At 56.7% G+C, this 24819-nt stretch carries 21 protein-coding genes, 1 tRNA gene and 1 pseudogene; 14 read left to right on the forward strand and 9 right to left on the reverse strand.

What is annotated here, in order from left to right; translation table 11 throughout:
- Together FC18_RS00555 and FC18_RS00560 are read left to right on the forward strand one after the other, a co-directional pair.
- Window positions 1-1074 (forward strand): ABC transporter substrate-binding protein, encoded by a 1074-nt coding sequence (locus FC18_RS00555; RefSeq protein WP_054676613.1) that lies wholly within the window; start codon window positions 1-3, stop codon window positions 1072-1074.
- 151 nt (window positions 1075-1225) lie between these two features.
- The gene (locus FC18_RS00560; RefSeq protein WP_054676611.1) at window positions 1226-2212 is read left to right on the forward strand and encodes a choloylglycine hydrolase family protein; all 987 of its coding nucleotides are present in this window, start codon (window positions 1226-1228) and stop codon (window positions 2210-2212) included.
- Window positions 2213-2278: 66 nt separating this feature from the next.
- On the opposite strand, the gene FC18_RS00565 is transcribed toward FC18_RS00560, so the two are convergent.
- Window positions 2279-2824, reverse strand: a complete 546-nt coding sequence (locus FC18_RS00565; RefSeq protein WP_056975287.1) for a recombinase family protein — start codon at window positions 2822-2824, stop codon at window positions 2279-2281.
- A 120-nt stretch (window positions 2825-2944) separates the two neighbouring features.
- Between FC18_RS00565 and FC18_RS00570 the strand changes: the two genes are divergently transcribed.
- Together FC18_RS00570 and rsgA are read left to right on the forward strand one after the other, a co-directional pair.
- Window positions 2945-4279 carry an MATE family efflux transporter gene (locus FC18_RS00570; RefSeq protein WP_054676606.1) on the forward strand — a complete coding sequence of 445 codons (1335 nt, stop codon included), beginning with the start codon at window positions 2945-2947 and terminating at the stop codon, window positions 4277-4279.
- A gap of 252 nt (window positions 4280-4531) precedes the next feature.
- Window positions 4532-5608: a ribosome small subunit-dependent GTPase A gene (rsgA, locus tag FC18_RS00575; protein ID WP_056975288.1), complete on the forward strand. Its 1077-nt coding sequence runs from the start codon at window positions 4532-4534 to the stop codon at window positions 5606-5608.
- 61 nt (window positions 5609-5669) lie between these two features.
- Here the strand turns inward: rsgA and FC18_RS00580 are convergent, their stop codons facing one another.
- Entirely contained in the window at window positions 5670-8216 is a 2547-nt protein-coding gene (locus tag FC18_RS00580; RefSeq protein ID WP_054676603.1) for a TIM-barrel domain-containing protein, read from the reverse strand.
- 365 nt (window positions 8217-8581) lie between these two features.
- Between FC18_RS00580 and FC18_RS00585 the strand changes: the two genes are divergently transcribed.
- The 6 genes from FC18_RS00585 to FC18_RS00610 all read left to right on the forward strand — a co-directional run bounded on the left by FC18_RS00585 (window position 8582) and on the right by FC18_RS00610 (window position 13716).
- Window positions 8582-10021: an amino acid permease gene (locus tag FC18_RS00585; RefSeq protein WP_056975289.1), complete on the forward strand. Its 1440-nt coding sequence runs from the start codon at window positions 8582-8584 to the stop codon at window positions 10019-10021.
- 98 nt (window positions 10022-10119) lie between these two features.
- Window positions 10120-10653 (forward strand): cob(I)yrinic acid a,c-diamide adenosyltransferase, encoded by a 534-nt coding sequence (locus FC18_RS00590; protein WP_054676599.1) that lies wholly within the window; start codon window positions 10120-10122, stop codon window positions 10651-10653.
- Window positions 10654-10664: 11 nt separating this feature from the next.
- Window positions 10665-11156 carry an NUDIX hydrolase gene (locus FC18_RS00595; protein ID WP_054676596.1) on the forward strand — a complete coding sequence of 164 codons (492 nt, stop codon included), beginning with the start codon at window positions 10665-10667 and terminating at the stop codon, window positions 11154-11156.
- Entirely contained in the window at window positions 11153-12058 is a 906-nt protein-coding gene (locus FC18_RS00600; protein ID WP_054676593.1) for a glycosylasparaginase, read from the forward strand. Before FC18_RS00595 ends, FC18_RS00600 begins: the two co-directional genes overlap by 4 nt.
- A gap of 117 nt (window positions 12059-12175) precedes the next feature.
- Entirely contained in the window at window positions 12176-12715 is a 540-nt protein-coding gene (locus tag FC18_RS00605) for a biotin transporter BioY (protein ID WP_173585337.1), read from the forward strand.
- 26 nt (window positions 12716-12741) lie between these two features.
- On the forward strand, window positions 12742-13716 hold the full coding sequence (locus FC18_RS00610) for a biotin--[acetyl-CoA-carboxylase] ligase (RefSeq protein ID WP_056975290.1): 975 nt from the start codon (window positions 12742-12744) through the stop codon (window positions 13714-13716).
- 44 nt (window positions 13717-13760) lie between these two features.
- Here the strand turns inward: FC18_RS00610 and FC18_RS00615 are convergent, their stop codons facing one another.
- The gene (locus tag FC18_RS00615) at window positions 13761-14585 is read right to left on the reverse strand and encodes a LysR family transcriptional regulator (protein ID WP_054676590.1); all 825 of its coding nucleotides are present in this window, start codon (window positions 14583-14585) and stop codon (window positions 13761-13763) included.
- Window positions 14586-14685: 100 nt separating this feature from the next.
- Here FC18_RS00615 and FC18_RS00620 point away from each other — a divergent pair, with 100 nt between their 5' ends.
- A complete protein-coding gene (locus tag FC18_RS00620; protein WP_225353626.1) occupies window positions 14686-15714 on the forward strand; it encodes a YeiH family protein in 1029 nt (342 codons plus the stop codon).
- Window positions 15715-15837: 123 nt separating this feature from the next.
- Here the strand turns inward: FC18_RS00620 and FC18_RS00625 are convergent.
- Both FC18_RS00625 and FC18_RS00630 read right to left on the reverse strand, forming a co-directional pair.
- Window positions 15838-15923, reverse strand: a tRNA-Leu gene (locus FC18_RS00625).
- Between the two features lie 93 nt (window positions 15924-16016).
- Window positions 16017-16247: a cytochrome b5 domain-containing protein gene (locus FC18_RS00630; RefSeq protein ID WP_056975291.1), complete on the reverse strand. Its 231-nt coding sequence runs from the start codon at window positions 16245-16247 to the stop codon at window positions 16017-16019.
- Window positions 16248-16393: 146 nt separating this feature from the next.
- Here FC18_RS00630 and FC18_RS00635 point away from each other — a divergent pair, with 146 nt between their 5' ends.
- Together FC18_RS00635 and FC18_RS00640 are read left to right on the forward strand one after the other, a co-directional pair.
- Window positions 16394-17845, forward strand: coding sequence for a L,D-transpeptidase family protein (locus FC18_RS00635; protein WP_056975292.1), 1452 nt, complete (start codon window positions 16394-16396; stop codon window positions 17843-17845).
- A gap of 169 nt (window positions 17846-18014) precedes the next feature.
- Complete coding sequence (locus FC18_RS00640; RefSeq protein WP_056975293.1) at window positions 18015-19364, forward strand: amino acid permease; 1350 nt, start codon at window positions 18015-18017, stop codon at window positions 19362-19364.
- A 48-nt stretch (window positions 19365-19412) separates the two neighbouring features.
- Here FC18_RS00640 and FC18_RS00645 read toward each other — a convergent pair whose 3' ends face one another.
- Genes FC18_RS00645 through FC18_RS00655 form a run of 3 tightly spaced genes read right to left on the reverse strand, consistent with a single transcriptional unit; the run spans window position 19413 to window position 23038 of the window.
- Window positions 19413-21356, reverse strand: coding sequence for a PTS fructose transporter subunit IIABC (locus FC18_RS00645; RefSeq protein WP_056975294.1), 1944 nt, complete (start codon window positions 21354-21356; stop codon window positions 19413-19415).
- A gap of 21 nt (window positions 21357-21377) precedes the next feature.
- Window positions 21378-22292: a 1-phosphofructokinase gene (gene pfkB, locus FC18_RS00650; protein WP_054676583.1), complete on the reverse strand. Its 915-nt coding sequence runs from the start codon at window positions 22290-22292 to the stop codon at window positions 21378-21380.
- The gene (locus FC18_RS00655) at window positions 22289-23038 is read right to left on the reverse strand and encodes a DeoR/GlpR family DNA-binding transcription regulator (RefSeq protein WP_054676737.1); all 750 of its coding nucleotides are present in this window, start codon (window positions 23036-23038) and stop codon (window positions 22289-22291) included. Before FC18_RS00655 ends, pfkB begins: the two co-directional genes overlap by 4 nt.
- Window positions 23039-23280: 242 nt before the next feature.
- Between FC18_RS00655 and FC18_RS00660 the strand changes: the two genes are divergently transcribed.
- A complete protein-coding gene (locus FC18_RS00660; RefSeq protein ID WP_054676580.1) occupies window positions 23281-23772 on the forward strand; it encodes a GNAT family N-acetyltransferase in 492 nt (163 codons plus the stop codon).
- A gap of 78 nt (window positions 23773-23850) precedes the next feature.
- Here the strand turns inward: FC18_RS00660 and FC18_RS00665 are convergent.
- Window positions 23851-24690 (reverse strand): annotated as a pseudogene (locus FC18_RS00665) (MurR/RpiR family transcriptional regulator).
- Between the last annotated feature and the right edge of the window lie 129 nt (window positions 24691-24819).

Below are 24819 nucleotides of genomic sequence, written 5' to 3' on the forward strand. Positions count from 1 at the left end.
TTGAAGAAGTTACTGACAGGGATCCTCGTGATCATCATTGCCTGCTTTGGGTTAGCGGCAACCAGTGCCCACCTGGCCAAGAGCCAGGGGGCGACCGGGGATAACGTCCTCAACTTTGCGAACTGGGGCGATTACATTGACCCCGCGCTGATTAAAAAGTTCGAAAAGGAAACTGGTTACCACGTTAACCAGGAAACTTTCGATAGTAACGAAGCCATGTACACGAAGATTAAGCAGGGGGGAACGCATTATGACCTCACTGTGCCGTCTGAATACATGGTGGAGAAGATGGCGCACGACAAGCTGCTGATTCCGCTGGATAAGAGCAAGCTGTCCGGGATGAACAATTTCGGCTCTGACTTCATGAACCAGAGCTTCGACCCGGGCAACAAGTACTCGATTCCGTACTTCTGGGGTACGCTCGGGATTATCTATAATGATAAATTCATCAAGCCAGGCACCATCAAGCACTGGAACGACTTGTGGTCGACCAAGTACAAGGGGCAAATCATGCTCATTGACTCCGCGCGCGACATCATGGGGATGAGCCTCGTGTCGATGGGCAAGTCAATGAACACTACGGACACGCCAACGTTGGCGGCAGCCAAAGCCAAGCTCGACACATTGTCGCCGAACGTTAAGGCCGTGGTGGCCGACGAAATCAAGATGTACATGGAAAACAACGAGGCACCACTGGCGGTTGACTGGTCTGGTGAAGCCAGCGAAATGCTGTACGAGAACAGTCACCTGCATTACGTGGTGCCGACTGAGGGGAGTAATCTTTGGTTCGACAACTTTGTCATTCCGAAGACTGCCAAGCACATGAAGGCCGTTTATGCCTTTTTGAACTTCATGTCGGACCCGAAGAATACCGCTCAAAACACGGACTACGTGGGGTACGCGACGCCAAACAACAAGGCGCGCGCGCTGCTGGACAAGTCCGTGCGGGAGGACAAGGCCTTCTATCCGGACGAAGCGACCATGAAGCGCCTCGAAGTGTATAAGGATTTGGCGCCGACCGTGGTTGGTAAGTATAATGATATGTTCTTGGAATTTAAGATGTTCAGACACTAAACGATAATGCGCGGTGCTAATTGGCAGTCATTTGCCAGTTAGCACCGCGTTTTTGCGTCTTGTTCATTGATTTATCCCAACTCGCCGGCGCATACTAAAATTAACGGGCTGCATTAACTAACTGTGTGGCCGCAATCAAGGGGGAACGCTTATGTGCACAAGTTTTACATATGAAGATGCCGATGGTAAGTGGTATCTGTCACGGACAATGGATTTCGATTTTGATATGGGCGCGCGGCCGGTCGTGATTCCGCGTGGTTACCGCTTCAAGGCGGCAGTTGATGCAGAGGGTATCGTGGCCAAGTTTGGCTTTGTTGGTAGCGGGCGCCAAGTGGGCGAATACGCGGTGGTCGACGGTGTTAACGAACACGGTTTTGGTGCGGCCACGTTGTACCTGGTGGAATCTAAGTACAATGAGGGCCCCGTTGCGGGAAAGCAAAATCTGGCCTCCTACGAAATGGTGCCGTACTTGCTGGGCAACTACACCACGGTGGCCGAATTGCGTGATCACCTCGATGACATTAACATCGTCGCCGTGGCCAATGCGTTCATGGGAAACATCGTTGTGCCGCTGCACTGGATTGTGGCGGACGATACGGGCGATTGTGCCGTCTTGGAACAGACTGGTGCGGGCCTTGAACTGTTCGACAACCCGGTTGGCGTGATGACCAACAGCCCCGACTTTGGCTGGCACCTGCAGAACCTGAAGAACTACCCGCAGCTGCAGCCAACGCAAGCACCAGCGCGCAAATATGGGACGCTGAACGTGCATGGGTTCGGTGCCGGAACCGGGGCCGTTGGGCTGCCGGGTGATTACACGAGCGTTTCCCGGTTCGTGCGCATGGCCTTCATGCGTGAGGTCGGGGAAAAAGTTTCCGGGCAGGCGAACGCGGTCAACACGATTAGCCACCTGATGAACTCCGTCGACATTCCGCGCGGCGCCAAGTTGATGGATAATCTCAGTGCCGATTACTCCCAGTACCGAGCGTACTGTAGCCTGAGCGACCGGACGTACTTCCTCCAGCCGTACGATGACCAGACGATTACGCGGGTTCAGTTGACCGAGGACTTACTGAACGCCGATGCACCGACCGAGTTTGCGGTGCAGCACCAGCAGCAATTTGTATCAGTTAATTAATCTAGCCTACCAACAAAAACGGCGCTCCTGCATCTGCGGGAGCGCCGTTTGCGTGCGCGGTCAATGTTAGTGTTTGAACCGCTGTGTGTGCGCGCGGATAATGCGCGCAACGGTGGCGCGGGAAATATGGAAGTGCGCCGCGGTTTCATTTTGCGTATGTGTAGTGCAATAGTCAATGACCGCCAGCCGGGCAGCAGGTTCCAGCTTGAACGGTCGGCCGCGGCGCTTGGCGGTGGGGGTGTATTGCTGCTCTGCCAGCGTCATCCGGGTCTGCGCGGCAGCCAGAGCGTCGATGATGCGTAAAATTGAGGTGCCAGACACAATCTTGCCGGCCGCCGTCACTTTGATCATCCCCATGTCGCTGATATTGACGCTAATGCCCCGGTGCAGTAAGCGGTTCAGGATATTGCGGGCACCAATGATCGACGGGCCGAGGGCATCAAAACCGTTAACCGTTAAAGTGTCGCCGGCATGCATAGTGGTTTGGAGTTGACTCCAATTTCGGCGAAAAGTGTCGGTGTCACTAACCCAGCGCATGTCTAGTCCGATTGGCATTTTAGCCAACTGGGGTGCAGTGACGCCTTGTGGTTGCCACAAGTATGTGTAATGCATCGTGCAATCCTTCCTTGTATCATAATTGTGCCTTTATGCTACAACAATTACGGAAACATTTCCATGCCGTTAGTTTTTCGCGGTAAACTAATAGCTAGTTTAATGATTGGAAGGTAAATCATGGAAGAATTATTCGAACGCACCTCGGTGCCCAAGGCGTACTTCACGCTGGCCTTGCCGGTGGTCGCGGGGATGGTCGCCAGCATGGTCTACAACCTGGCGGACACGTTTTTCATCGCCCAAACCCAGGACGCACGGCTGGTTTCGGGGGTCGCGATTTGCACGCCGTTATTTTCGTTCTTGCTTGCAATTGGTGACATTTTCGGCCTGGGCGGCAGCTCGGTGATTTCGCGTCTGCTGGGGGCCAAGGATGTTGACCAAACCCGGCGCGTCAGCAGTTGGTGCCTGTATGCGGCGCTGGTCGTGGGGATTGTGACCGCGGCCTTACTGCTGCTCTTTGAGGCCCCAATTTTGCACCTGCTCGGGACGACCAACGCGACGTACACCGCGGCGGCGCATTTTTACCGGATTATGAGCATCGGTGCGCCCATTATCATCATCTCGCTCGTGCCCAGCAACATCATCCGTACTGAGGGTATGGCCAAGGCGTCGATGGTGGGGACGGTTCTGGGCACGCTGCTGACCATTGTGCTCGATCCAATTTTCATCCTGGTTTTGCACATGGGGACCGCCGGCGCCGCACTGGCCACGGTGATTGGCTACGTGCTGACGGATGCGTTGCTGATTTGGCTCACGCTGCAGCGGGCCCAGGCGGTGAGTGTGGATCCGCGGCTGGCGCGAATTACTCCGCACATGATTTGGGGTGTCATCGCAATCGGCGTCCCGGCCGCGATTACGAACCTCACGCAGGCGTTCGGGACGGCCGTGCTGAACCGCTATGTGGTGGAGTACGGGGTCAACGCGATGGCGGCACTGGGAATCACGCTGAAGGTCTACATGGTCATCATGCTCGTGATGGTCGGCTTTGCCTTTGGCGCGCAACCACTGCTGGGGTATAACTACGGGGCGAAAAATTACGCGCGGCTGAAGGCCATTATCCGCTTCGACTTGTTCGTCGAGGTCGTGTACGCGTTGATTTTGGCCGCAGTCCTGATGGTGTTTGCGCCGCACATTGTGGCCATCTTCATGCATAGCAGTGCAGTTATCCACCTGGGGACAACGATGGTCCGCGTGCTGCTTATCAGCACCCCGGCGGTTGGGGTATGCCTGGTGATGACGACATTGTTTCAGACCATCGGCGCGGCCCCGGCAGCGCTGGTGATGGCCATTGCGCGGCAAGGGGTGATTTTCCTGCCCGTAATCGTCGCGCTGCATGTGGCTTTTGGTTACATTGGTGTGCTCTGGGCGCAACCAGTCGCCGATGTTTTGACCATGCTGATTGGTTTGTGGCTGTTCCGGCGGCACTTTAAGAAGATTTTTGTGGCTGCAGGTTAACGGTATTTTCCGGGAAATATAGACGCTATTAGGCGCTAATGTTATACTTTGAGCATTATCGGCACTCGTAAACAGTGCAGCGACTGGCCAGATTAAGTTGTGGCTGGTAGCAGAAAGGATGTGTGTAATCATGGCAAAGAAGATCATTGTGATGGACGTTGTTAAGATGGCGGAGGGTTCGGTCAACTAACAGACTTCGCCCTCCAGGTGTGTGCGGGGGAACCCGCGCAGTTTTTGGAGGACACACATAAATTGAATAGTAACAAACTTACCGCATATGGCCTGACCGCAGACATGACAACGACGAACGCCCCCGGGCTCACCATTGGCCGTGTGGTTGCGCAAAGTCGCAATCTGTACGGGGTGCAAACCGCGGCGGTGCGGGTGCAGGCCCAGGTTTCGGGGCGTATGCAAAACATTGCGTTTGGGCCAGAGGACTTCCCAACCGTTGGCGACTGGGTGCTGCTGCGCATGCCGGCTAGTCTGCAAGATGCGGGGATTATTGAACGGCTCGTGCCCCGGCAGTCAGTCTTTACGCGCAAAGCTGCGGGGACAACCAGCAATCTGCAGGTGGTTGCGGCCAACGTTGATACCTTGTTCTTGTGTATGGCGCTGGACGGCAACTTCAACCTGCGGCGCCTGGAACGCTACTTGGCGGTGGCCCGCGACAGTGGGGCTACTCCCGTGGTGGTGCTGACCAAAGCCGACCTGGCGACCGATTTTGCCAATCAGCTGACCGCCGTTACCGCAACGGCTGGTGACGCTCAGGTGCTGGTCTGTGATGCGACCAAGGTTGACGGCTGGCAGGAGTTGCAGGCATGCATCCATCCCGGCCGTACGTACGCGTTCCTCGGCTCGTCCGGGGTGGGCAAATCCACGTTGATTAACCGCCTTTTGGGTAGTGATGAACTCGCCACTGGTGGTATTCGCCTAGCCGATGCGCACGGACGCCACACGACGACCAGCCGGCAGCTGATTGTGCTGCCAAGTGGGGGCATCGTGATTGATACCCCGGGCATGCGGGAACTCGCGATTGTGGCTGCTGACCTGGATAGCACGTTCAGCGACATTACGGATTTGGCGCGGGGGTGCAAGTTTAACGATTGTACGCACACGCGGGAACCAGGATGTGCGGTGCAGGCGGCGATTGCGGCCGGCGAGCTTGACCCCAAGCGGCTGCGTAGTTTTCACCAGCTGCAGGCTGAGCAGAAAGAAAACAAGGAGTTGCGGGGTCGGGCGCGGGAACACGCCAAGATTGAGAAGATGTTCGGCTCCAAGAAAAGCATGAAGGCCGCAATGCGGACCGCTAAGAATAAGTGGCGCCGGTAGCGGATGAATAAGAAACGCCCCCGAGGACTGCACGGTGCAGTTCTCGGGGGCGTTTTTGGCGTTACAGTTGCACTTCGATTTCTAGGTCGTTGGCGTTAATCATCATCGCGGGAATCTCGATGGTGAAGCCAGTTTCGGTGCGCATGGCCGCAAATGGGTCGTGGGCGCGCAGGCCAAAGCGCTTGGGCACGTTGATGATCTCACCGTTCATCTGGACCACCGAGTAGCCAGGCTCGGTGGGGCAGGCAATGAAAATGGTCGTCGGCTGGCGCAGTTCCTGGCCGGCGAAGGTGCCCGTCGTCTTGTGAATGGTGATGTGGACGGTATCGTCGTCATCGGTGCGGGCGTCGATTTGGGTCTGCGCCTGGGCGCCATCTTGGTACGCCGGGGTAACGCCATCATCGGTATACACCGTGAAGTGGCTTTCGTCGTACCCCGGGTAGTATTCCAGGATTCGCTCTGCGGGCATCTCGTCTGGCGTGAGGTGCGGCGCCGTGCGGGGCACGAGGCTGCCGGCACGCACGAACAGTGGTGTCTGGCCAAGTGGGGCGGGGAAGTCGGCAATGGTGCGGCCGCCCGTGTATTCTTTCCCGGTCCAGAAGTCGGTCCAGTCACCGTACGGCAGATACAGTGCGGGGCGGACGTCATTACCGTTTGCTTCCGGCTGGTAGGTTCCAGTGATGGGAGCAAGCAGGAACGTGGAGCCGATGAGCAGCTGGTCGTTGAGGTCATCGCCCAGCGTGTAGTCGTTAGCTTCGAGCCACCAGGTAGGCCGCATAATTGGCGCCCCGGTGTTCCGGGCGGTGGTGGCCAGGCTGTACAGGAATGGCACGATGCTGGAATGGTATTCCAGGTAGGCGCGGTTAATGGAAGTGAACGGTTCGCCGTGCTCTAGCCCGAGCCGCTTGGCCGTTTCGCCCCAACCATCCATGGCAAAGAACGTGGGCGTGAAGGCTTTCCACTGCAGGTCGCGCGTCTGTACCAGTGGGTCGCTGCCGGCATAGATTCCGTCGACGTCGCTGGCCACATTGGGGTTCCCGGACAGGCCGGTGCTCAGGTAGGTGCCAATGTGGGATTTGATGTTGCGCCAGTTGCTGCCAGACTGGTCGCCGCTCCAGATGAGGGCGTTGCGCTGGCTGCCGGCCCAGCCATCAAGCGTGACGATGGCGGGCCGGGCGTTAACTGCCTGCAGTTCGCGTGCAGCACTGGCGGTGGCGTTCACGCCGAACGTGTAGCCTTCACCAATCCACGCGACGTCCGTCTTAAGTGCCCGGACGCCCGCCGCGATTTCTGCGTGCAAGTCGCGTTCGGCTTTTTGCGGCTTAGCGGGGTCCTTGGGCGCGACCGTTTTTTGCGTCCACAGACCGGTCGTTACGCCCTGCGCCTTCGCGTAACCAGCGAATTGCGCGAGGTTGGCCAGGTCACCCGCAAACGTTGACGTCTGCCCGTAACCGGCACCGTAACCATCGTTCGGCAGAATCCAGCCCAGGGGGAACCCGGCCGCCCGGTAACGGTCGATGACGGCCCGTGCGGAGAACTGGTAGTCGTGCTCGCCGTTAAGGGACTCGTGAATCGCCGTTTGCGGGTTCCCGTCAGCATCGGGGTGCACAAACTCGACCTGCCCGTCGCCGTACACGTTCGGGATGAGGGTGAGTCCGGCGACCGTGATGGTGCCGGGCCGATAGCCCGTGTTGAACGTTTCGGGATTAACCGGTTGGTATTCTTTGTACCACTTATTGTCCTCAAACTGGACCGCGGCGGTGGATTCTGGCGTAACCTCGACCCAGCAGTCGCGGTTGTAGGCGTTGAAGTGGGCGGGGTAAAAGGCAAACCGGGGCAGGATGGCGGGCGCCCCAGTTAATTCGTGGTAGCCGTGAATGAGGCCACTGGCGGTGTCCGCAAGAATGAAGTAGGCATCAAAGGTGGCGTCTTCGTGCATCAGGTAAGCCGCGCGGGGATTGCTGAAGTCGTATTCGCCGGGGGTGTACGAGTTGATGAGCACGCCGTAACCCGTGGTGCTCCAGTAAAACGGCACGGGGCTGGAAACGCCGCCGAGCGTCCAGCGGTTTTCGTTCTTAATCTGGATCAGACGGTCATTGAGCGTCACGATGCCATTTTGGGTGCCGCCCCCAAAGTAGTGGGCGTGGGCCGTCGTGCTAATGCGGCTGGTCCAATGTGCGGTGCTCACGTCGCTGTCGGCATCAGCCGTCGCTGCGGCTGCACTGACCAGCTGGGGCAGACTCTGGCGCAAGATGAGCTGGTCAGCGCGGTTCACAGTCAAGGCACCATCAGTGATGGTAACGGTGTACTGGCCCAGCCCAAAATGGTTGCCGTTTAGGGTGAGCGGCATCGTGGCTCCATTCACGACGATGGGTTCGCGGTATTCCTGACCGCTGCCGCCGGTCGCCACCGTGGCGTCGGCGTGCTTCACAACTTCTGGTGCGGCCGGGATGTTGGGGTGGGTCGGAAACTCATCTGTGGCCGTAACCGTGAAGCGCAGAATGTGGTCGTTTGTGGCGGTGATCCGGGCACGCCAACTATGATAGCTGAATGTGATTTGGTGCGCATCAGCGGCCAGGTCGCTGATGGCGTTCGGATTTGCAGGCATTTTAGGTTCCTCCATGAAGTACTGATTGATTACGCATATGATAGCGCAAAAAGCTTGGGTTCGCTACGGCAGTTCGCCGCACTGTGGCGTAATTATTGCGCAGACGTGACTAAATTATTATGCATTGTCAGGAAGCCGCCATAATTTCCGGTGCATTTGGTTGCACTGATGAAGATAGCGTTAATAACAAATAAATTCGGGGTGGCGTGTTTGCTTGACCTGACGCGCAATGTTATGATTGAAAATGCAAATCAGAATATAAATATATGAATGTTATTAACTAGCAGTTACAAGCTGCTTTCAGGACTGGACGTCTTGGTGAATTGGGTCCGGTCCTTTTAATTATGTGACGTAAGGAGTTAGTTTTGGGACAAAAAGAAAATAATCATGGCGTCGAGCGGACGTTAAAAACCCGGCATCTGTCGATGATTGCCCTTGGCGGTTCAATCGGCACGGGGCTGTTCGTTGCCAGCGGCTCAGCGATTGCCACGGCCGGTCCTGGGGGTGCAATCCTCGCATACGGCGCTATCGGGGTAATGGTGTATTTCCTCATGACGAGTCTGGGCGAGATGGCCACGTATATGCCGGTGTCCGGTTCCTTTTCGGAGTACGCCAGCCGCTTCGTTGACCCGGCAATGGGCTTTGCGCTCGGGTGGAATTACTGGTTTAACTGGGCAATTACGCTGGCGGTGGACGTGGCGACAACTTCCATTCTGATGCATTTTTGGCTCCCCAGTGTGCCCGGCTGGATTTTTAGCCTCGGGTTTCTGGCCTTGATTTTCGCCATTAACATTATTTCGGTTAAGGCGTTTGGCGAAACGGAGTACTGGCTGTCGATGGTGAAAGTGGTGACGGTAATTGTATTCCTCATCGTCGGCGTGCTCACCATCATCGGCATTTTGGGTGGGGGCCCAGCAATTGGGCTGCACAACTACACTGTCGGCGATGCGCCGTTCCACAATGGGTGGCCGGCCGCGCTGTCTGTGTTCGTCGTTGCCGGATTCTCCTTCCAGGGGACCGAGCTCATTGGGATTACGGCGGGTGAATCGGCCACGCCGGAAAAGAGTATTCCGAAGGCCATCAAGCAGGTTTTTTGGCGCATCATTCTCTTTTACATCTGTGCCATTGCTGTGATTGCGGCAATCATTCCGTTCACCAGTCCGAATTTGCTCGGCTCTGGCGCCGGGGACGTCGCGATTTCGCCGTTCACCTTGGTCTTCAAGCGGACGGGACTCGCGGGGGCTGCGAGCGTGATGAACGCCGTGATTTTGACCTCGGTGCTTTCCTCCGCCAATTCGGGGATGTATGCATCAACGCGGATGCTGTGGGCGATGGGGAGCACCGGCTTTGCGCCCCGCATCTTCAGCAAGACCAATAACCGCGGGGTACCGTTGCCCGCCCTCATCGTCACGACGGCGGTCGGTGCGTTGACGTTCCTCACCAGCATCATGGGCTCAGAGGTTTACACTTTACTTGTGGCGGCTTCGGGGCTGACTGGCTTCATCGCCTGGCTCGGGATTGCTATCTCGCACTACCGGTTCCGGCGCGCGTTCATCAAGCAGGGGCATCAGGTCAGTGAATTGGTGTACCACGCGAAGTTATTCCCGTTGGGGCCACTACTCGCACTGGCGCTCGGGATTGTTGTCATCTTGGGGCAAGATATCCAGTCGGTGACCCACTTCGCCTGGGCAAAATTGCTGATTTCGTACATGTCCGTGCCGCTGTTTCTCATCCTGTATGTCTACTACAAGGTGCGCCACAAGACGAAGCTGATTCCGCTGGATGAGATTAAACTGGATAAGTAGTGGGTGCAGAAGGACGCAACTGGTCCTTCTTTTTTTGGCCAATGATGGCGGGGAATGCGGTAAAATGAATGCAATATAGATCCAGATGGAGGGACGACATGAAAATATACACGAAAGTCGGCGACCACGGGCAGACCAAACAGGTGACCGGTAAAATGGTTGCGAAGACGGATCCGCAAATTGAGGCGCTCGGGGCAATCGACGAGTTCCAGTCCTACCTCGGGGTGGCGGTCGCGGCCCTGGCGCCTACCAGTCTGAACTTGGCGCCAGACCTGCAGGCGGTGCAAAAGCAGTTGTATATCTTGCAGGCGGACCTGGCTGTGCCGCGCAGTAACAAGCTGACCCCGGAAGCGACCGCTTGGTTGGAGCAACGGATTGATGCGTTTTGGGCGGCAATGCCGCACCTGAATGCGTTCATTATCCCCGGCGGCCCGGATAATGGTGCCGGCAGTCAGTTGCAGTATGCCCGCACCCTCGCACGCCGGGCCGAACGGGCGGCGGTGGCGCTCAGCAACCAGCAAGACATCTCGGATGCGTGCATGACCTACCTGAATCGGGTGTCTGACTTTCTGTATGCGGCCGCCTTGTACGCGAACTGGGAAGATGGCTATCAGGAAATTCCCAGTAAGTAAGGGGGCAAATAATGGGCTATATTGAAGATTTACGTGCGGTCATTGGCGCGCGGTCAGTGATTCTGAATGGCTGCTGCGCGGTGCTTGTGAACGACCAGGCGGAAGTGCTACTGCAGCAGCGTAATGAACCGCAAAAGCGCTGGGGTTTGCCCGGTGGGTTGATGGAAATGGGCGAGACGACGCAGGCAACCGTTGTGCGTGAGGTCGCCGAAGAGGCGGGTTTGCACATTGAACCGGACGCCTTGCAGTTGCTGAATGTCTATTCGGGACCAGACCACCACGTGATTGCGCCGAACGGGGATGAATTCTACAATGTGGTGATTGCGTATTACGCGGAAAATGTCGCGGGCACACCACGCATCAGTGACGGCGAGTCGTTGCAATACGCCTGGGTGCCCCTGACGCAGTTGCCCGCGAACATGGTGGCTACCCATGCAGAAGCGATTCAAGAATATCTGCGGCGCGTTTTGCGCGCGCCGCTTAGTGAAGAGGAAAACAAATGACGAATGCAATTATTGGCACCTGGCGGATGGCGGGCGAAGGCGTGCAGCTTGTCGCGCCCGCTTTGGCTGCCGGCGGAAGTGCTGCGGACGCAGTGGAGCGGGGCATCATGGCGGTGGAGAACAACCCCGCGAACATTTCGGTTGGCTACGGCGCGTTGCCCAACCGGGATGGGGTACTGGAGATGGATTCTGCGTTCATGAACGGCGCCAATTTTCAGATTGGCGCAATTGCCGGCGCGCGCGACATTGCCAACCCCATTCGTGTCAGTCGCCGGCTCAGTGAAGAACGCGTGAACAACGTGCTCGTTGGCCGGGGCGCAGAGAGTTTTGCGGATGCGTGCGGCTTTGAGCGCAAAGACATGGTGACGGCAAAAGCCCGCGCGCAGTATCTTGCCCGCAAAGCAGAGGTTGCCGCCGGCGCGCGGCTGACCCCCTACGATGGCCACGATACGGTGGGGATGATTGCACTGGATAATGCCGGGCAGATGGTTGCGGGTACCAGTACGTCGGGTCTGTTCATGAAGCACGCGGGGCGGGTGGGCGATTCGCCCCTTGCCGGCAACGGCTTCTACGTTGACCGTGAAGTTGGCGGCGCGGTTGCGACCGGCCTGGGTGAAGACATGATGAAGCGGCCGCTGTGTTTTGAAATCGTTGACCTGATGGCGCGCGGAATGGCGGTGCAGGCGGCGATGAATCAGGCGGTTTACGGCTTTATTGACCGGTTGCAGGCACGCAACGGCAACGTGGGGGAATTCTCCTACGTGGCCCTAGATAAGGACGGCAACTTCGGCGTCGCGTCGAACGTGGAGTTTCAGTTTGCGGTGGCCGTGAACGGGAAGGCGCACCTGTATGTGGTTACCCCCCTTGCCGGTCATGAATTGCAGATTAACCAAGAGTATTAACAGGGGGCGGGCGCAAGCGGCCCGCTTTATTTGCCTGCTTAGTAACCCTAATATTGACAGTTGGGTTACTAGTTTAGTATGCTGAACCCATTCAACGTGCTGATGGAGGGCAAAGTGATGCAAAATGTGCGTAATCTAACGCTAACGGCAGTGATGCTGGCGCTGTTGATTGTTCTAGGCCTGTTGCCCGGAATTCCGCTGGGGATTATCCCGGTCCCGCTGGTGCTGCAAAATATGGGCGTCATGCTCGTGGGGCTAATCTTAGGCCCACGATATGGCACCATCGCGGTGGGCTTGTTGTTGCTGCTGGTTGGTCTGGGCTTGCCCATTTTAACCGGCGGCCGCGGCGGGGCGGCGATGTTTGTCGGGCCCACTGCCGGGTACATGCTGGGCTGGCTACTGGTGCCCGTGAGCATCTGGGGGCTGACCCAAATTGGCGCACCGGCCGCGACAACCTGGTGGGGGCAGTTTTTAATTGTCCTGCTCGCGGGAGTCTTGCTCGTTGATCTGTGCGGAACATTGTGGCTTGCCCACCAGGCCGACATGCCGGTTGCCGCCGCAATGATTGCGAACATGGCGATTATCCCGGGTGATATACTGAAAGCAGGATTAACGGTCGTTTTGGTGCGACGTTTGCCTAAGCAACATGTTGGGTGAATGCCGCTGGTGCATGAGGAGAAATTATGGCTAAAAGTACCCGGCAACAGGTTTTAACGGACCTGCTGCAATATCAGAATGGTTGGCGTTCCGGTGACGAGCTGGCTGCCGACCTGGGCGTTTCGCGCGAAACCGTGTGGAAGGCGATCAATGCGCTGCGCAAAGCGGGGCACCACATCGAGGGACGCAAGAGTCTGGGCTACCGGTATGCGGCCAGTGCCGTGCTCGATGCCGACGCGATTAGTTTTTACACCCATACCCAGATGCCGGTCACGGTGCTGGCCAGCGTGGACTCAACGCAGGTGTACGCGAAGGAAGCCGTGAATGCAGGCACCAGAACGCTTCCGTTCGCGGTTCTAGCCGATCAGCAAAGTGGCGCGTATGGGCGGCGCGGGCGGCATTTTTACGCCCCCGCCAGCAGCGGCCTGTATCTAAGCATGGTGTTGCCTAATGCGGGCGCGACCTTGCAGAATGTGGGGCTCCTCACTACCGGGGTGGCTAATGCCGTGGTGGATGTGCTGGCGGCCACGTTCCCCGGGCAGAATTTTGGCCTCAAGTGGGTGAATGATGTGCTGCTAAACGGGCACAAGGTGGGCGGGATTATCACCGAGGCGGTGCTGGAACTCGAGTCCACGTCAACCGCGGCCTTTATCATCGGCATCGGTCTGAACCTGACCACCGCTGATTTTCCCGCCGCGTTGACGGATGTGGCGGGCGCCATTCAGGTTGGCGCGGATGTTGACCGCAACCTGCTGGCAGCGCGCATTATTGACCACGTCACGCAGTTGTATGCACACTACGGGGATGGCGCCTTTTTGCCCGCGTACCGGCAGCGGTCGGTAACCATCGGCAAGCAGGTGACGTTGAACCTCGGCAATGAACGGGTGCTCGGCAAGGTGCTGGACATCGCCGATAACGGCGGACTGGTGCTGCGCGACGTGTTTGGCACGGTGCACACCTTTACCAGTGGTGAAGTAGTCAAAGTTGAAAATTCGCATTAAGCGCAAAGAAAATGCCGTCCGTGGATGCGGACGGCATTTGTGCGTTATTCAGTTAGTTCGTGCGTTGCATGCTTGATGGCACGGGTGATGCGGGTGTAGTCATCAAGTTCTTCATCCTGGCGGTCCCTGGCCGTCAGCATGTAAAACTGGCGGGTGAACTTGCTGCCAAGCGATTGGTGCGGAATATTGCCCGCGGCGCGCTGGGAAATAATGGACTGGCCAAAGCCGGTTTGTAGCAGGTTGACAATCACGGCGTTGTTGTCGATTTCGATGGTCGGCCCCGCGATGCCCGCCTCTTCCATGTAGCGCTTGGTGTAGTAATAGACTCCAGAGTCGGGTTCGCGGGTGAGCCAGGGGCCGCTGGTGCCAGCATGCACGAGCTGATCGGCGAGCAAGACGGTGCGGTGCAGCTGGGTACTGGCGAGTGGTTTTTCGATGAAGCCGATGTCGGCGTCGTGGTGCAGCAGCCGGGTTTGGACGTCCTGCGAGTTGCCCATGTGGACACTGAATTGCACGTTGGCAAATGTTTGCTCAAGCATGGGCAAAAGGTGGGGCAGGATGTAGGTAGCGAAGGTGTGCGAACTGGCGAGGCGGCAAGTCCGCTTCTGGGCAGCCGTGGCTTGGAGCTGTGTGTGGAGCGTGTTCCACGTACCGAGGAGCTGCAGGGTTTGGGCGTAAAGGGTGTCGGCAGCTGGGGTGAGGCCAATCTCCCCGCGCCCGTTGCGGACGAACAGTTGCGCCCCGAATTCGGTTTCGAGCTGTTTGATTTGCGCCGACACAGTGGGCTGGGCGATGAAGAGCAGGTCGGCGGCACGGGAGAAGCTGCGCGCTTCGTAGACTGCCTTGAAGGTGGCGAGGTTTTTAAACATGAGTTCTCCATTACGATTTGTGATAGTTGATATTATAGCAATCACTCCCATTGATGAAAACCATCAAGTAAACTAATTACTGACAGGAAGGATGTTGGTAATGGAAAAAACGACAACAATGGCCCGATTGACGGCCAAGAATGCAATTGTTCCGGGCCTTGCCCTCGCGACCATTGTGGCAATCGCCGCTAAATTATTGGGGACACTGGTTCCCAGCCTCGGTGGAGCGACCATCGCCATTTTACTCGGGATTGTGCTGGGCAACACGATTTTTCGGCAAGCATACTTAGGTGCCGGCACCAAATTTGCTGAAAGCAAGCTGCTGGAGGTCTCGGTGGTGCTGCTTGGGCTCACCGTTACGTTTCAAACCATCGGCCAAATCGGGCTGCGCGGCGGAATCTTCGTGCTCATGATGATGACCACGGTGATCCTGGCGGCGTACGGGATTGGCCGCAAGCTCGGGTTCGGGGAGAAAATGGCGCTGATGATGGCGGGCGGCAACGCGGTCTGCGGCTCGTCGGCCATTGGGGCAATCGCGCCGGCCATTGACGCTGACGACGCAGATAAGGGTCAGATTATCACGCTGGTGAACTTGCTGGGAACGGTCATGATGCTGACGTTGCCGTTTCTGGGCATGACGCTTTTGGGCAAAAACAGTTTGGCGACAAGCGCCTTGCTGGGCGGCACCCTGCAGTCGGTGGGGCAGGTGGTGGCCGGTGCCAGTTTGGTCAACGCCCACACCGTGCAGTTCGCCATGTTGTTCAAAATCATGCGCATCATCATGCTGGTGGTTGTGGTGTACCTGTTCACGCGTAAGGTACAAGGCGGCCGGCCGCAAAGTGCTGGTGCAACCGCGCCGCATAAGTTCAAGCTGCCGCTGCAGTGGTACGTGCTCGGCTTTCTGATTCTGTGCGTCATGAACAGCGCGGTCACCTTGCCCGTATTTCTGGGTACGGGTGCGCACTGGCTGAGTGGGTGGTGTGAGACCATCGCGCTGGCGGCAATCGGGTTGCGGCTGGATTTTGCCCGCTTCATCAAGGAAGGGCCGAAGTTCATGCTTTACGCCCTGGCAGTTGGTGGGGTGCAAACTATCGCTGCACTAAGTTATATATACCTACTAGGCATTTAATCTGAATTCAAAAATGGGTCCGACTGCGTAAAGGCAGTCGGACCCATTTTATGTGCTGCAAACCGGAATGTTGTGGCCGGTATAAAAAAAGCGCGGAATGAGTAACCTCGTTCAGCGCAGCAATGCGGGTGAAAGGACTTGAACCTTCACGGCCGTAATTGGCCACAAGATCCTTAATCTTGCGCGTCTACCAGTTCCGCCACACCCGCATCATTGGTAGTTGTGCCTCAAGCACAAGAAATATCATACCGGAAATGGGGGGTGTCTGTCAACCGTTCTGCGCAAAAAGTTCGGTGCGGCGCTTAGCCGATGTACTTACCAACGACCGGCTTGTCATCGAGGAACTTCTTCCCGTGTGGTGAGTGGGTGATGGCGATTGATAAGTCCTGGCCCGCAACGTTGCCGTGGTGGTTGTCACCACTCCACGCGGGCACGTTAGTTAAATCATAGACGACGCCGTCAACTGCAACGTACTTTTCGGGATTTTTCTGCCCGTCGAATTCGGCTAATTGTTCCTTGGTAAATTCACGCATGAATATCATCCTCCATTAGAAAAATTATTGTCTTCCTACTTACTATTATATAGCAATGGCCGCCAGAAAGGAAACCCTTGCAAAGCGGTTGGCTAAATTGGGGCCAGCCTGTATGATTAAAGTATCAATGAGTGAGGTGCAAAAAAATGGGCAAGTTTAGACGGCACAAACCGTGCGTACTGGGATTCATGTTAATCTGGGCGAGCGTTCTTTTGGGGTTAACCTGCAGCAGTGGCCAAATTACGCAGGCGGCCACACCAACGACCCAGCAGGTAGCCGCAACCAGTAACCAGACCCCAAAGCCCCAGGGTGCGGCCCAAAAATTTGGGCAGTACGTCACGGTGACTAGCTCTAATTACAGTGTCTGGGGCAATTTTGACTGGGCAGTGCGCAACCAGTCGGCCAAGTTGTACCACCACACCTATCTGGCAAAGGTGGCGTACCACCACGCGAACGGGAGTACCTACTACTCACTGTATGCGGGCAAAAAGTGGCTGGGTTATCTCAACGCGCGGGCGGTGAAAGTCGGTCAGGGGGCCCAGGGCGGGGCCGTTGCGACTAATCAGTACGTAACGATCACTAAGAAGAATTTCACCGTCTGGGGTGATTTTGCCTGGCGCAAAAAGCGCGCGAACACCAAAAACGCATATCATGTCACGCTACAGGCCAAAATTATTTACTACCACAGCAATGGGTCCGCCTACTATTCGCTCTACCGTAACGGCAAGTGGTTCGGGTACCTGAATGCCAGCGCGGTCCAGGTGGCCAAGGGTGCCCAGGGAATCGCGGTGGGCGCAAACAAGTACGTCAAGATTACGAGTAAACGCGCGACCGTTTGGGGCGGATTTAACTGGCAAAGTAAGCACCTTACCAAGAACTGGTTCAACCACGTGTTTCAGGTCAAATGTGTGTACTATCACAGCAATGGCAGTGTGTACTACTCGCTCTACCAGGATGGCTGGTGGTTTGGGTACCTCAACGCGACGGCCACGAAGGCGAGCACTAAGCCCAAGGCCACAGCGCGCAGTTACGCCGCCACGAGCAAGACGGCCAAGAAGACCGATCAGATTGTCGGGGTGGTGGCCAGTGGCAGTCACGCACAGGTTTACCTGTTCGAAAAATCGGGTGGTATCTGGGTGCAGGCCGTAAGTGTTGCCGGGCGGGTCGGATACAATGGCGTGGGCACCGCCCGTGAAGGTTCTGGCCGCACGCCGCGGGGCGCATACCCGCTGACCTTTGCCTTTGGGACGGGGAAGAATCCGGGGACCAAGCTCACTTACCGGCAGATTACTGAGCAGTCGTACTATATTTCTAACCCCAAGGACAAGCAGTACAATACCTGGCAGGAGCGCCGCAAGTCTAGCAGCAAGGACGAGCACCTGGCCGATTATCCGGTCCAGTATCAATACGGAATTGTTATCGGCTACAACCACGGCGTCGGTGGTGGGTCGGCGTTCTTCCTGCACGTGAACGGACGCGGCGCGACGGCGGGCTGTGTCTCCGTGCCGCGGAGCACAATGCTCTCTTTCATGCGCCGAATTCATAACGGCGCCCGGATTATCAACGTTACCAGTGCCGCGCAATTAGCTAAATATTAGGTTTTCAGGCAAAGCACAGGGTGGCTTTGCCTTTTTTGTGGCCGCAAGATAAGAATTATTGCCAGATATCCACCGCAGTTTCTGAAAATAAAATGAAGGCTAGTTCGCAAGACGTGCACACTTGTGTATAATGCTTATATTACGCACGCAGGCTAACCAAGGAGGCACCATGGCAGAAGCAAAACCGCAACTAGCACGCAATCTTAAGAGTCGCCACATTCAGCTGATGGCAATCGGGGGCACTATCGGGACCGGGCTGTTCTTGGGCGCCGGTCAATCCATTCACCGCGCCGGGCCCGCAATCATTTTTGCGTACCTGTTGACGGGGATTGTGTGTTTCCTCATCATGCGCGCCCTCGGGGAACTGCTCGTGGCGGATTTGCACCAGCATTCATTTGTCGAGAGCATCGACAAGTACCTGGGCAAAACGTGGGCGGTAGTCACCGGCTGGACGTACTGGGTGTGCTGGCTGGCCCTAGCAATGGCGGAAGTCACGGCAATTGGCGTATACGTGCGCAACTGGTGGCCACTTTTGCCGCAGTGGCTGCCGGGGCTAGTGGTGCTGGTTGTCTTATTGTTAATGAATCTAATCTCCGTGGGTCTGTTCGGTGAGGCGGAATTTTGGTTTGCCCTCATTAAGGTTGTGGCCATCATCGGGCTGATTGCGGTCGGAGTCGTGCTGCTCATCTTGCACCACCCGACCAATTACGGACACGTCAGCTTGAGCAATCTGTGGGCTTACGGCGGCTTATTCCCCAAGGGCCTCGGCGGCTTTCTGATGTCCTTCCAGATGGTCGTATTCGCCTTCACCGGCATTGAGCTCGTGGGGATGACAGCGGGGGAGACCGCGGATCCGGGCAAAACCATTCCGGACGCCATCAACAAGCTGCCGGTGCGCGTAATTCTGTTCTACATCGGGGCGCTGGTCGTGATTATGGCGATTAACCCCTGGACCGCAGTTAGTCCGGACAACAGCCCGTTCGTCCAGGTCTTTGAACAAGTGGGGCTACCTGGCGCCAGCGACATCATCAATTTTGTGGTGTTAACGGCCGCGGCCTCCGCCTGCAACTCGGGGCTCTTCAGCACGGGGCGGATGCTCTTGTCACTGACCATGACGAGTAATAATCAGCGGCTGCACCGGCTCAGCAAGCTGTCGCGGCACCAGGTTCCGGCGCGGGCCATTGCGCTATCGGCAGCGGTGATCGCCATTGCGGTGGTGCTCAACATGTTTCTACCCGCCTCCGTATTTGCCTTGGTGTCCAGTGTGGCGACCATCAGTTTCCTATTCGTTTGGGTGATGATTATTCTGGCGCACATTCGCTACCGGCGGCAAAATCCTGCCGGTAGTGCGTTCAAGGCGCCGCTTTTCCCGGCGGCCGATTACTTAGTGCTCGCATTTCTGGCCATGGTGGTAGTCATCATGCTGTTCACCTTCGAAACGGCAATCGCAATGGGCGCCACGGTGGTTTGGATTATGGTTGTGTACCTGCTCACCCGGTTCAGTCGCCGAACGGCATAAAAAAGAGGGTCAGACATTTGTCTGACCCTCTTTGCGTACCTATTAAGGTTAGTCTTGCTTTGCCTTTGGCCGCCAGATACCGAGGATAACCCCGGCGACGATGGCACCAACGAGCAGGGAAACCAGGAAGCCGACCTTCTGATCCGTCAGTGCGAGGGCCACAATGCCCCCGTGTGGTGCGGGTACGTTAACCTTGAACAACTGGGTCAACCCACCGGCAATGGCACTCCCGATAACGGAGCTACCGATGATGTGTACGGGGTCGGTTGCGGCGAACGGGATGGCCCCTTCAGTGATGAAGGTGAGCCCGAGCACGTAGTTGGATAAACCAGACTGGCGTTCGTTTTCCGTGAACTTAGCGGGGAAGAAGGTGGAAGCAATGGCGATGGCCAGTGGGGGAATCATCCCCCCAACCATGACTGCGGCCATCCAGCGGCCGTCGGTGTAGTTGGATGCGGAGTAGATCCCAATGGCGAAGGTGTAAGCAGCCTTGTTGAAGGGACCGCCCATGTCGATACTCATCATGGCGGCGAGAATGACGCCGACCAGGATGGCGTTACCAGTACCCATACCTTCAAGGAAGCTAATCAGGGCGCCGTTGATGGCAGCGAAAATGGGGTTAACGATGAAGAACATGATAATCCCGATTAACGCAAGCCCGACAACTGGGTACAGGAGAATCGTTTTAAGCCCGTCAAGCGACTTTGGCAAGCCCTTGAAGGCTTTCTTCAGGTAAACGACGAGCCAACCAGCGACGAACCCAGCAACCAGGCCGCCCAGGAACCCGGATGGATTGGAAGCCTTAACGATCGAGGCGGTCGCAATGGTGGCCATGTACCCACCGACGAACCCAGGCATGAGCGCTGGCCGGTCGCCGATACTCATCGCGATGTAAGCGGCGAGGACGGGAACCAGGAAGCTAAATGCGTAGTTCCCCAAGTTGTTAGTGAAGGTGAACCACAATGATTCTTTGCCCGCATACTGTTCGAAGATGAAGGAGAGGGCCATGATGATTCCCCCACCAACAACGAATGGCAGCATGTTGGAAACCCCGTTCATGAGGTCCTTGTAGATGCGGTTCCACAGGGTGCCAGTGGTTTCTTCTTCACCACTGCTTTCTTCATTGCTGTTGCCGGCGTAAATTCCGCCCTTTTCGTCCAGGGTGTCCTGAATCAGTTCGGTTGGCTTCTTAATGCCGTCAATGACGGGGTGGTTGATCAGGTGCTTGCCGGAGAACCGGTTCATCTCCACCTTCTTGTCAGCAGCAATGATGACCCCGACGGCGCGGTTGATGTCATCGCTCGTGAGGCGGTGCTTGACCCCTTCAGAGCCGTTGGTTTCGACCTTGATGTCGACGCCCATCTTCTCGGCGGTTTCCTTGAGGGCCGCTTCAGCCATGTAGGTGTGCGCAATCCCGGTTGGGCAGGCGGTGACGGCGACGATGAATGGCTTGTCGGCAGCGGCTTCTGCAGCGGCGGCGCGCTGAGCTTCCTGCGCCTTTTCCTTAGCTTCATCGGCCTTGTCCTTGGCATCCTTGGCTTCCTGCGCGGCGGCGAATAGGCGCTGCACTTCATCAGGCGTCTTGGCGTCGCGCAACTGGGCCACGAAGTCTGGATTGATGAGTAGTGAAGACAGGGCGGAAAGCGCGGCGAGGTGCGTGTTATCTGCACCCTCTGGCGCAGCAATCATGAAGAACAGGTGCACTGGCTGACCGTCAAGTGCGTCGTATTCGACCCCGGCGTCACTCTTGGCGAAGAGTACTGCGGCCTGACTGACCGCCTTGTCCTTCGCGTGCGGCATGGCGATGCCATCACCAATCCCGGTGGTGGATTCAGCTTCACGCTTCAGAATGTCCTGCTTGTACAGGTCAGCGTCGGTGATAATGCCGCTGGCGGCGTACTTGGCAACTAATTCGTCAATCACATCGGCCTTGGTGGTGCTCTTCAGGTCCATGATCATGATATCTTTGCGTAGTAATTCACGGATGTCCATGATTTTGTCTCCTTCTACTAGTTAGATTTCTTCAATCGAGATGGTGGCTTCAACTTCATCAATCTTGGCGCGATCGGCAAGGTCGGTGGAAAAGGCGGTGGCACTACCGCACGCGATGGCCTTCTTGAAGGCGAGCAGTGGGTCGTGGGTGCGGGCGAACGTGCCGGTGAATCCGGCGAGCATGCTGTCACCGGCCCCGACTGAGTTCTTCACGTCCCCCTTCGGCACGGTGCCGTGCCAAGCCTTGTCCGCAGTAATCATGAGCGCACCCGCACCGGCCATTGAGACCAGTACGTGCTTGGCGCCGAGTCCGAGCAGCTTGCGCCCAGCGGCAACGGTTGCCTGCAGGTCTGGATATTCTGCGTCGCCGAACAGCTCTGCCAGTTCGTGGTGGTTTGGCTTCACGACCAGCGGCTTGCTTGGCAATGTGTCCAGCAGTGCCTGCCCCGTGGTGTCGATGACGAAATCGGCACCGTGTTCGTGGATGAGGGGAATGAGGTCGCGGTAGAAGGATTCGGGTAACCCAGCCGGAATACTACCGGCCATGATGACCACATCGCCCTGCTGCAGCTGGTTGAACCGGGCACGGAAGGCGGCAACTTCATCGTCAGTAATCTGGGGGCCAGGCGCATTCAGTTCGGTTTCTTGGTCGGCCTTGAGCTTGACGTTAATGCGTGTGTCGCCGTTGATGCGGGTGAAGTCGGTGCGTAAGCTGAGGGCCTGCAACTGCTCTTCGATGAAGCGGCCGGGCATCCCGCCGGTAAAGCCCCAGGCGGTGGTGTCAATGTCCAGTTCCTTGAGGATGCGGGAAACGTTGATGCCTTTACCGCCAGGGAGCTTGATGGCGGTGTCGAGCCGGTTGACCAGCCCTAGTTCCAGTTTGGGGAGCCCAATCACGTAATCAATGGCTGGGTTCAATGTGATGGAGTAGATCAAAGTGTTGCCTCCTTGATGTTGTCGAGTTTGGTGAATGCTGGGTCGATTGCCGTGAAGTCATCCGTGATGATTGCGGTTGTGTTCAGTGGCGCGATTTGGGCGAATGAAACACTGCCGAACTTGCTGGCGTCGGCGAGCATGTAGGTGCAAGCGGCTTGACTGATGGCGACCCGCTTGGTTGCGGCTTCCTCGGGGTCCGGGGTGGTGCAGCCGTAATCGATGTGGATACCGTTAGCGCCGATGAACGCGCTGTTGAACCGGTACTGGGCTAGCTGTTGTGCAGCCTGCGCCCCGATAATCGCTTTTGTCAGCGGCTTGATGGTGCCGCCGAGCATGATGGTCTTAATGCCGTAATCAGCCAGGAGTGACGCGTTGTCGACCCCGGTGGTGACGACGGTGACGTCCTTATCCTGCAGCAGCGGAATCATCTGCGCGGTGGTGGTGCCGGCGTCGAGGAAAATCAAATCGCCGTCCGCCACCATGTTGGCTGCGGCGCGCGCAATTGCGGCCTTAGCGGTGGTGTGCGTCGTGGCTTTTTCCTGGACGCCAGGTTCGTCGCGCAGGGAGCTGATTTTCTGGGCGCCACCATGGACGCGGCGGACCAGGCCCGCTTTGGCCAGTTCACCAAGGTCCCGGCGGATGGTGGATTCGGAGGCATCCAGTTGCGCGATGAGTTCGCGAATCTGGACGACGCCGTTCCGGTCAATATCGGTCAATATGCGTTGTTTGCGTTCTTCAGTAAGCACTTTCATTCACCTCTTGATTCTTATTATACACAGCAACCGGTTACAATCAAGTAAAAAACGTCAAAAACATTCAAAAAAGTTCATGAAAATGGCCAAAACTGCCCAATAAGCGGGCAAAATGCCGGTCAGCGGCTGATTTTTCGCTTAAACGGTCAAAAGACGTCAATTAGGTGCACCTTGTTTGTCGGCACCGTTTCTTCTATATTAAAGGCACGATGATTTTTTCAGGACGGGAGAATAATATGAATATTGTAATTCGCAGTGCCGGCGCCGCTGACCTCGGGGCCATCATGCGCATTGAACGGGCGGGGTTCACGCCAGCAGAAGCGGCCAGTGAAGCGAGTATGGCGGAGCGCATCGCCAAGATTCCAGACACGTTCCTTGTCGCGGAAAGTGCGGGGCAGGTTGTCGGCTTCATTGTGGGGCCGGCAATCAGTGCCCGTTATCTGACCGATGATTTGTTTGATCACTTGACTGTTAATCGCGATGCAGACAAGTGCGTTGCGGTGCTGAGCATTGCCGTTGATCCGGCCACCCGCGGACAGGGGCTTGGCACGGCATTGCTGACCGCCTTTGCCAAGCAGGCGCAAAAACAACACCGCGAACTCATTTCGTTGACCTGCCTAGAGCGCCTCGTGCCGTACTACGCCAAGCATGGCTACGTGAATGAAGGTGTGGCGGACTCGCAACATGCTGGTGAGGTGTGGTACAACATGGTGCTCAGCTTGGCGTAGTTGGGTTTACCTATTACCATGAAAAAAGACCAGGAACTCCGCAGTCGTTACTGACTGCGGGGGTTCCTGGTCTTTATTTTAGATTTTGGTTGTGGCGACGATGCTTTCGTGCTGCTTGATGTGCTTAAGTCGCGTTTTGTCATCGGCAAGCAGCAGGAAGATTGCTTCCACCGCGGTCATCGCGGCGACGCGGGAGAAGTAGTATTCCGACTCGAAGACCCGCTGCCGAACTGCGGTTAGCATGTGCAGGTCAGCCCGCTGCGCAATCGGTGAATCCGCGTGATTGGTAATGGCGACGACTTTGATGCTGCGCTTTTTGGCGACATTGACCTGGGTGAGTAAGTCGCGGGTTTCCCCAGAGTTAGAAATTACCAGCAGCACCGCGGTTTGCGGTAAGTTGAGGGTTTGGGCCACCGCTGTGTCCCACACGGAATCCGTAATGGCCAGCTTGCCCAACTGGTTGAACTTTTACACCGCATCGGCCGCCACGGGAAAGGTGCCCCCAGCGCCGGCAACCTGCACAATTGGTGCGGCCGCGATTGCTTGCACGATCTCTTTGAGCACCGGCGCCGCTGTCTGGGCCAGCGTGCTATTGATTTCTGCTACCTTATTGGCGCTAATGCTTTGCAGAGCCTGACCGAAATCATCCGGATTGATTTGTTGATAATAGCTGTCTTGATTCTCCGCCACGCGCGCAAGTTCAATCTTGAGCTGATGGAAGCCGTCCAGCCCGATGTTCTTGCTGAAGCGCGACACGGAGGCGTCACTAACCCCAGCCGCCTGCGCGAGTGCCGAGATGGTCATGTTCACGACCTGATTGGGGTGGGTGAGCACGTATTGCGCGATTTTGTGATCCGTTGCCGATAGGGTGGGTAGCTTGCTGTAGAGTGTATCGATGATTGTCGCCTGACTTGCCATAGTGTGCGCCTCCGTGGTTGTTACCATTAATGTACGCCAGCACCACCTGAAAATCAATTTCCAAATTTGCCGCTTGACGAAAATTAATTTCTGAATTAGTATCTATTTGTAAATTAATTTCATGATTGT

The sequence above is a fragment of the Lacticaseibacillus sharpeae JCM 1186 = DSM 20505 genome (assembly GCF_001436225.1).
Taxonomy (GTDB): Bacteria; Bacillota; Bacilli; order Lactobacillales; family Lactobacillaceae; genus Lacticaseibacillus; species Lacticaseibacillus sharpeae.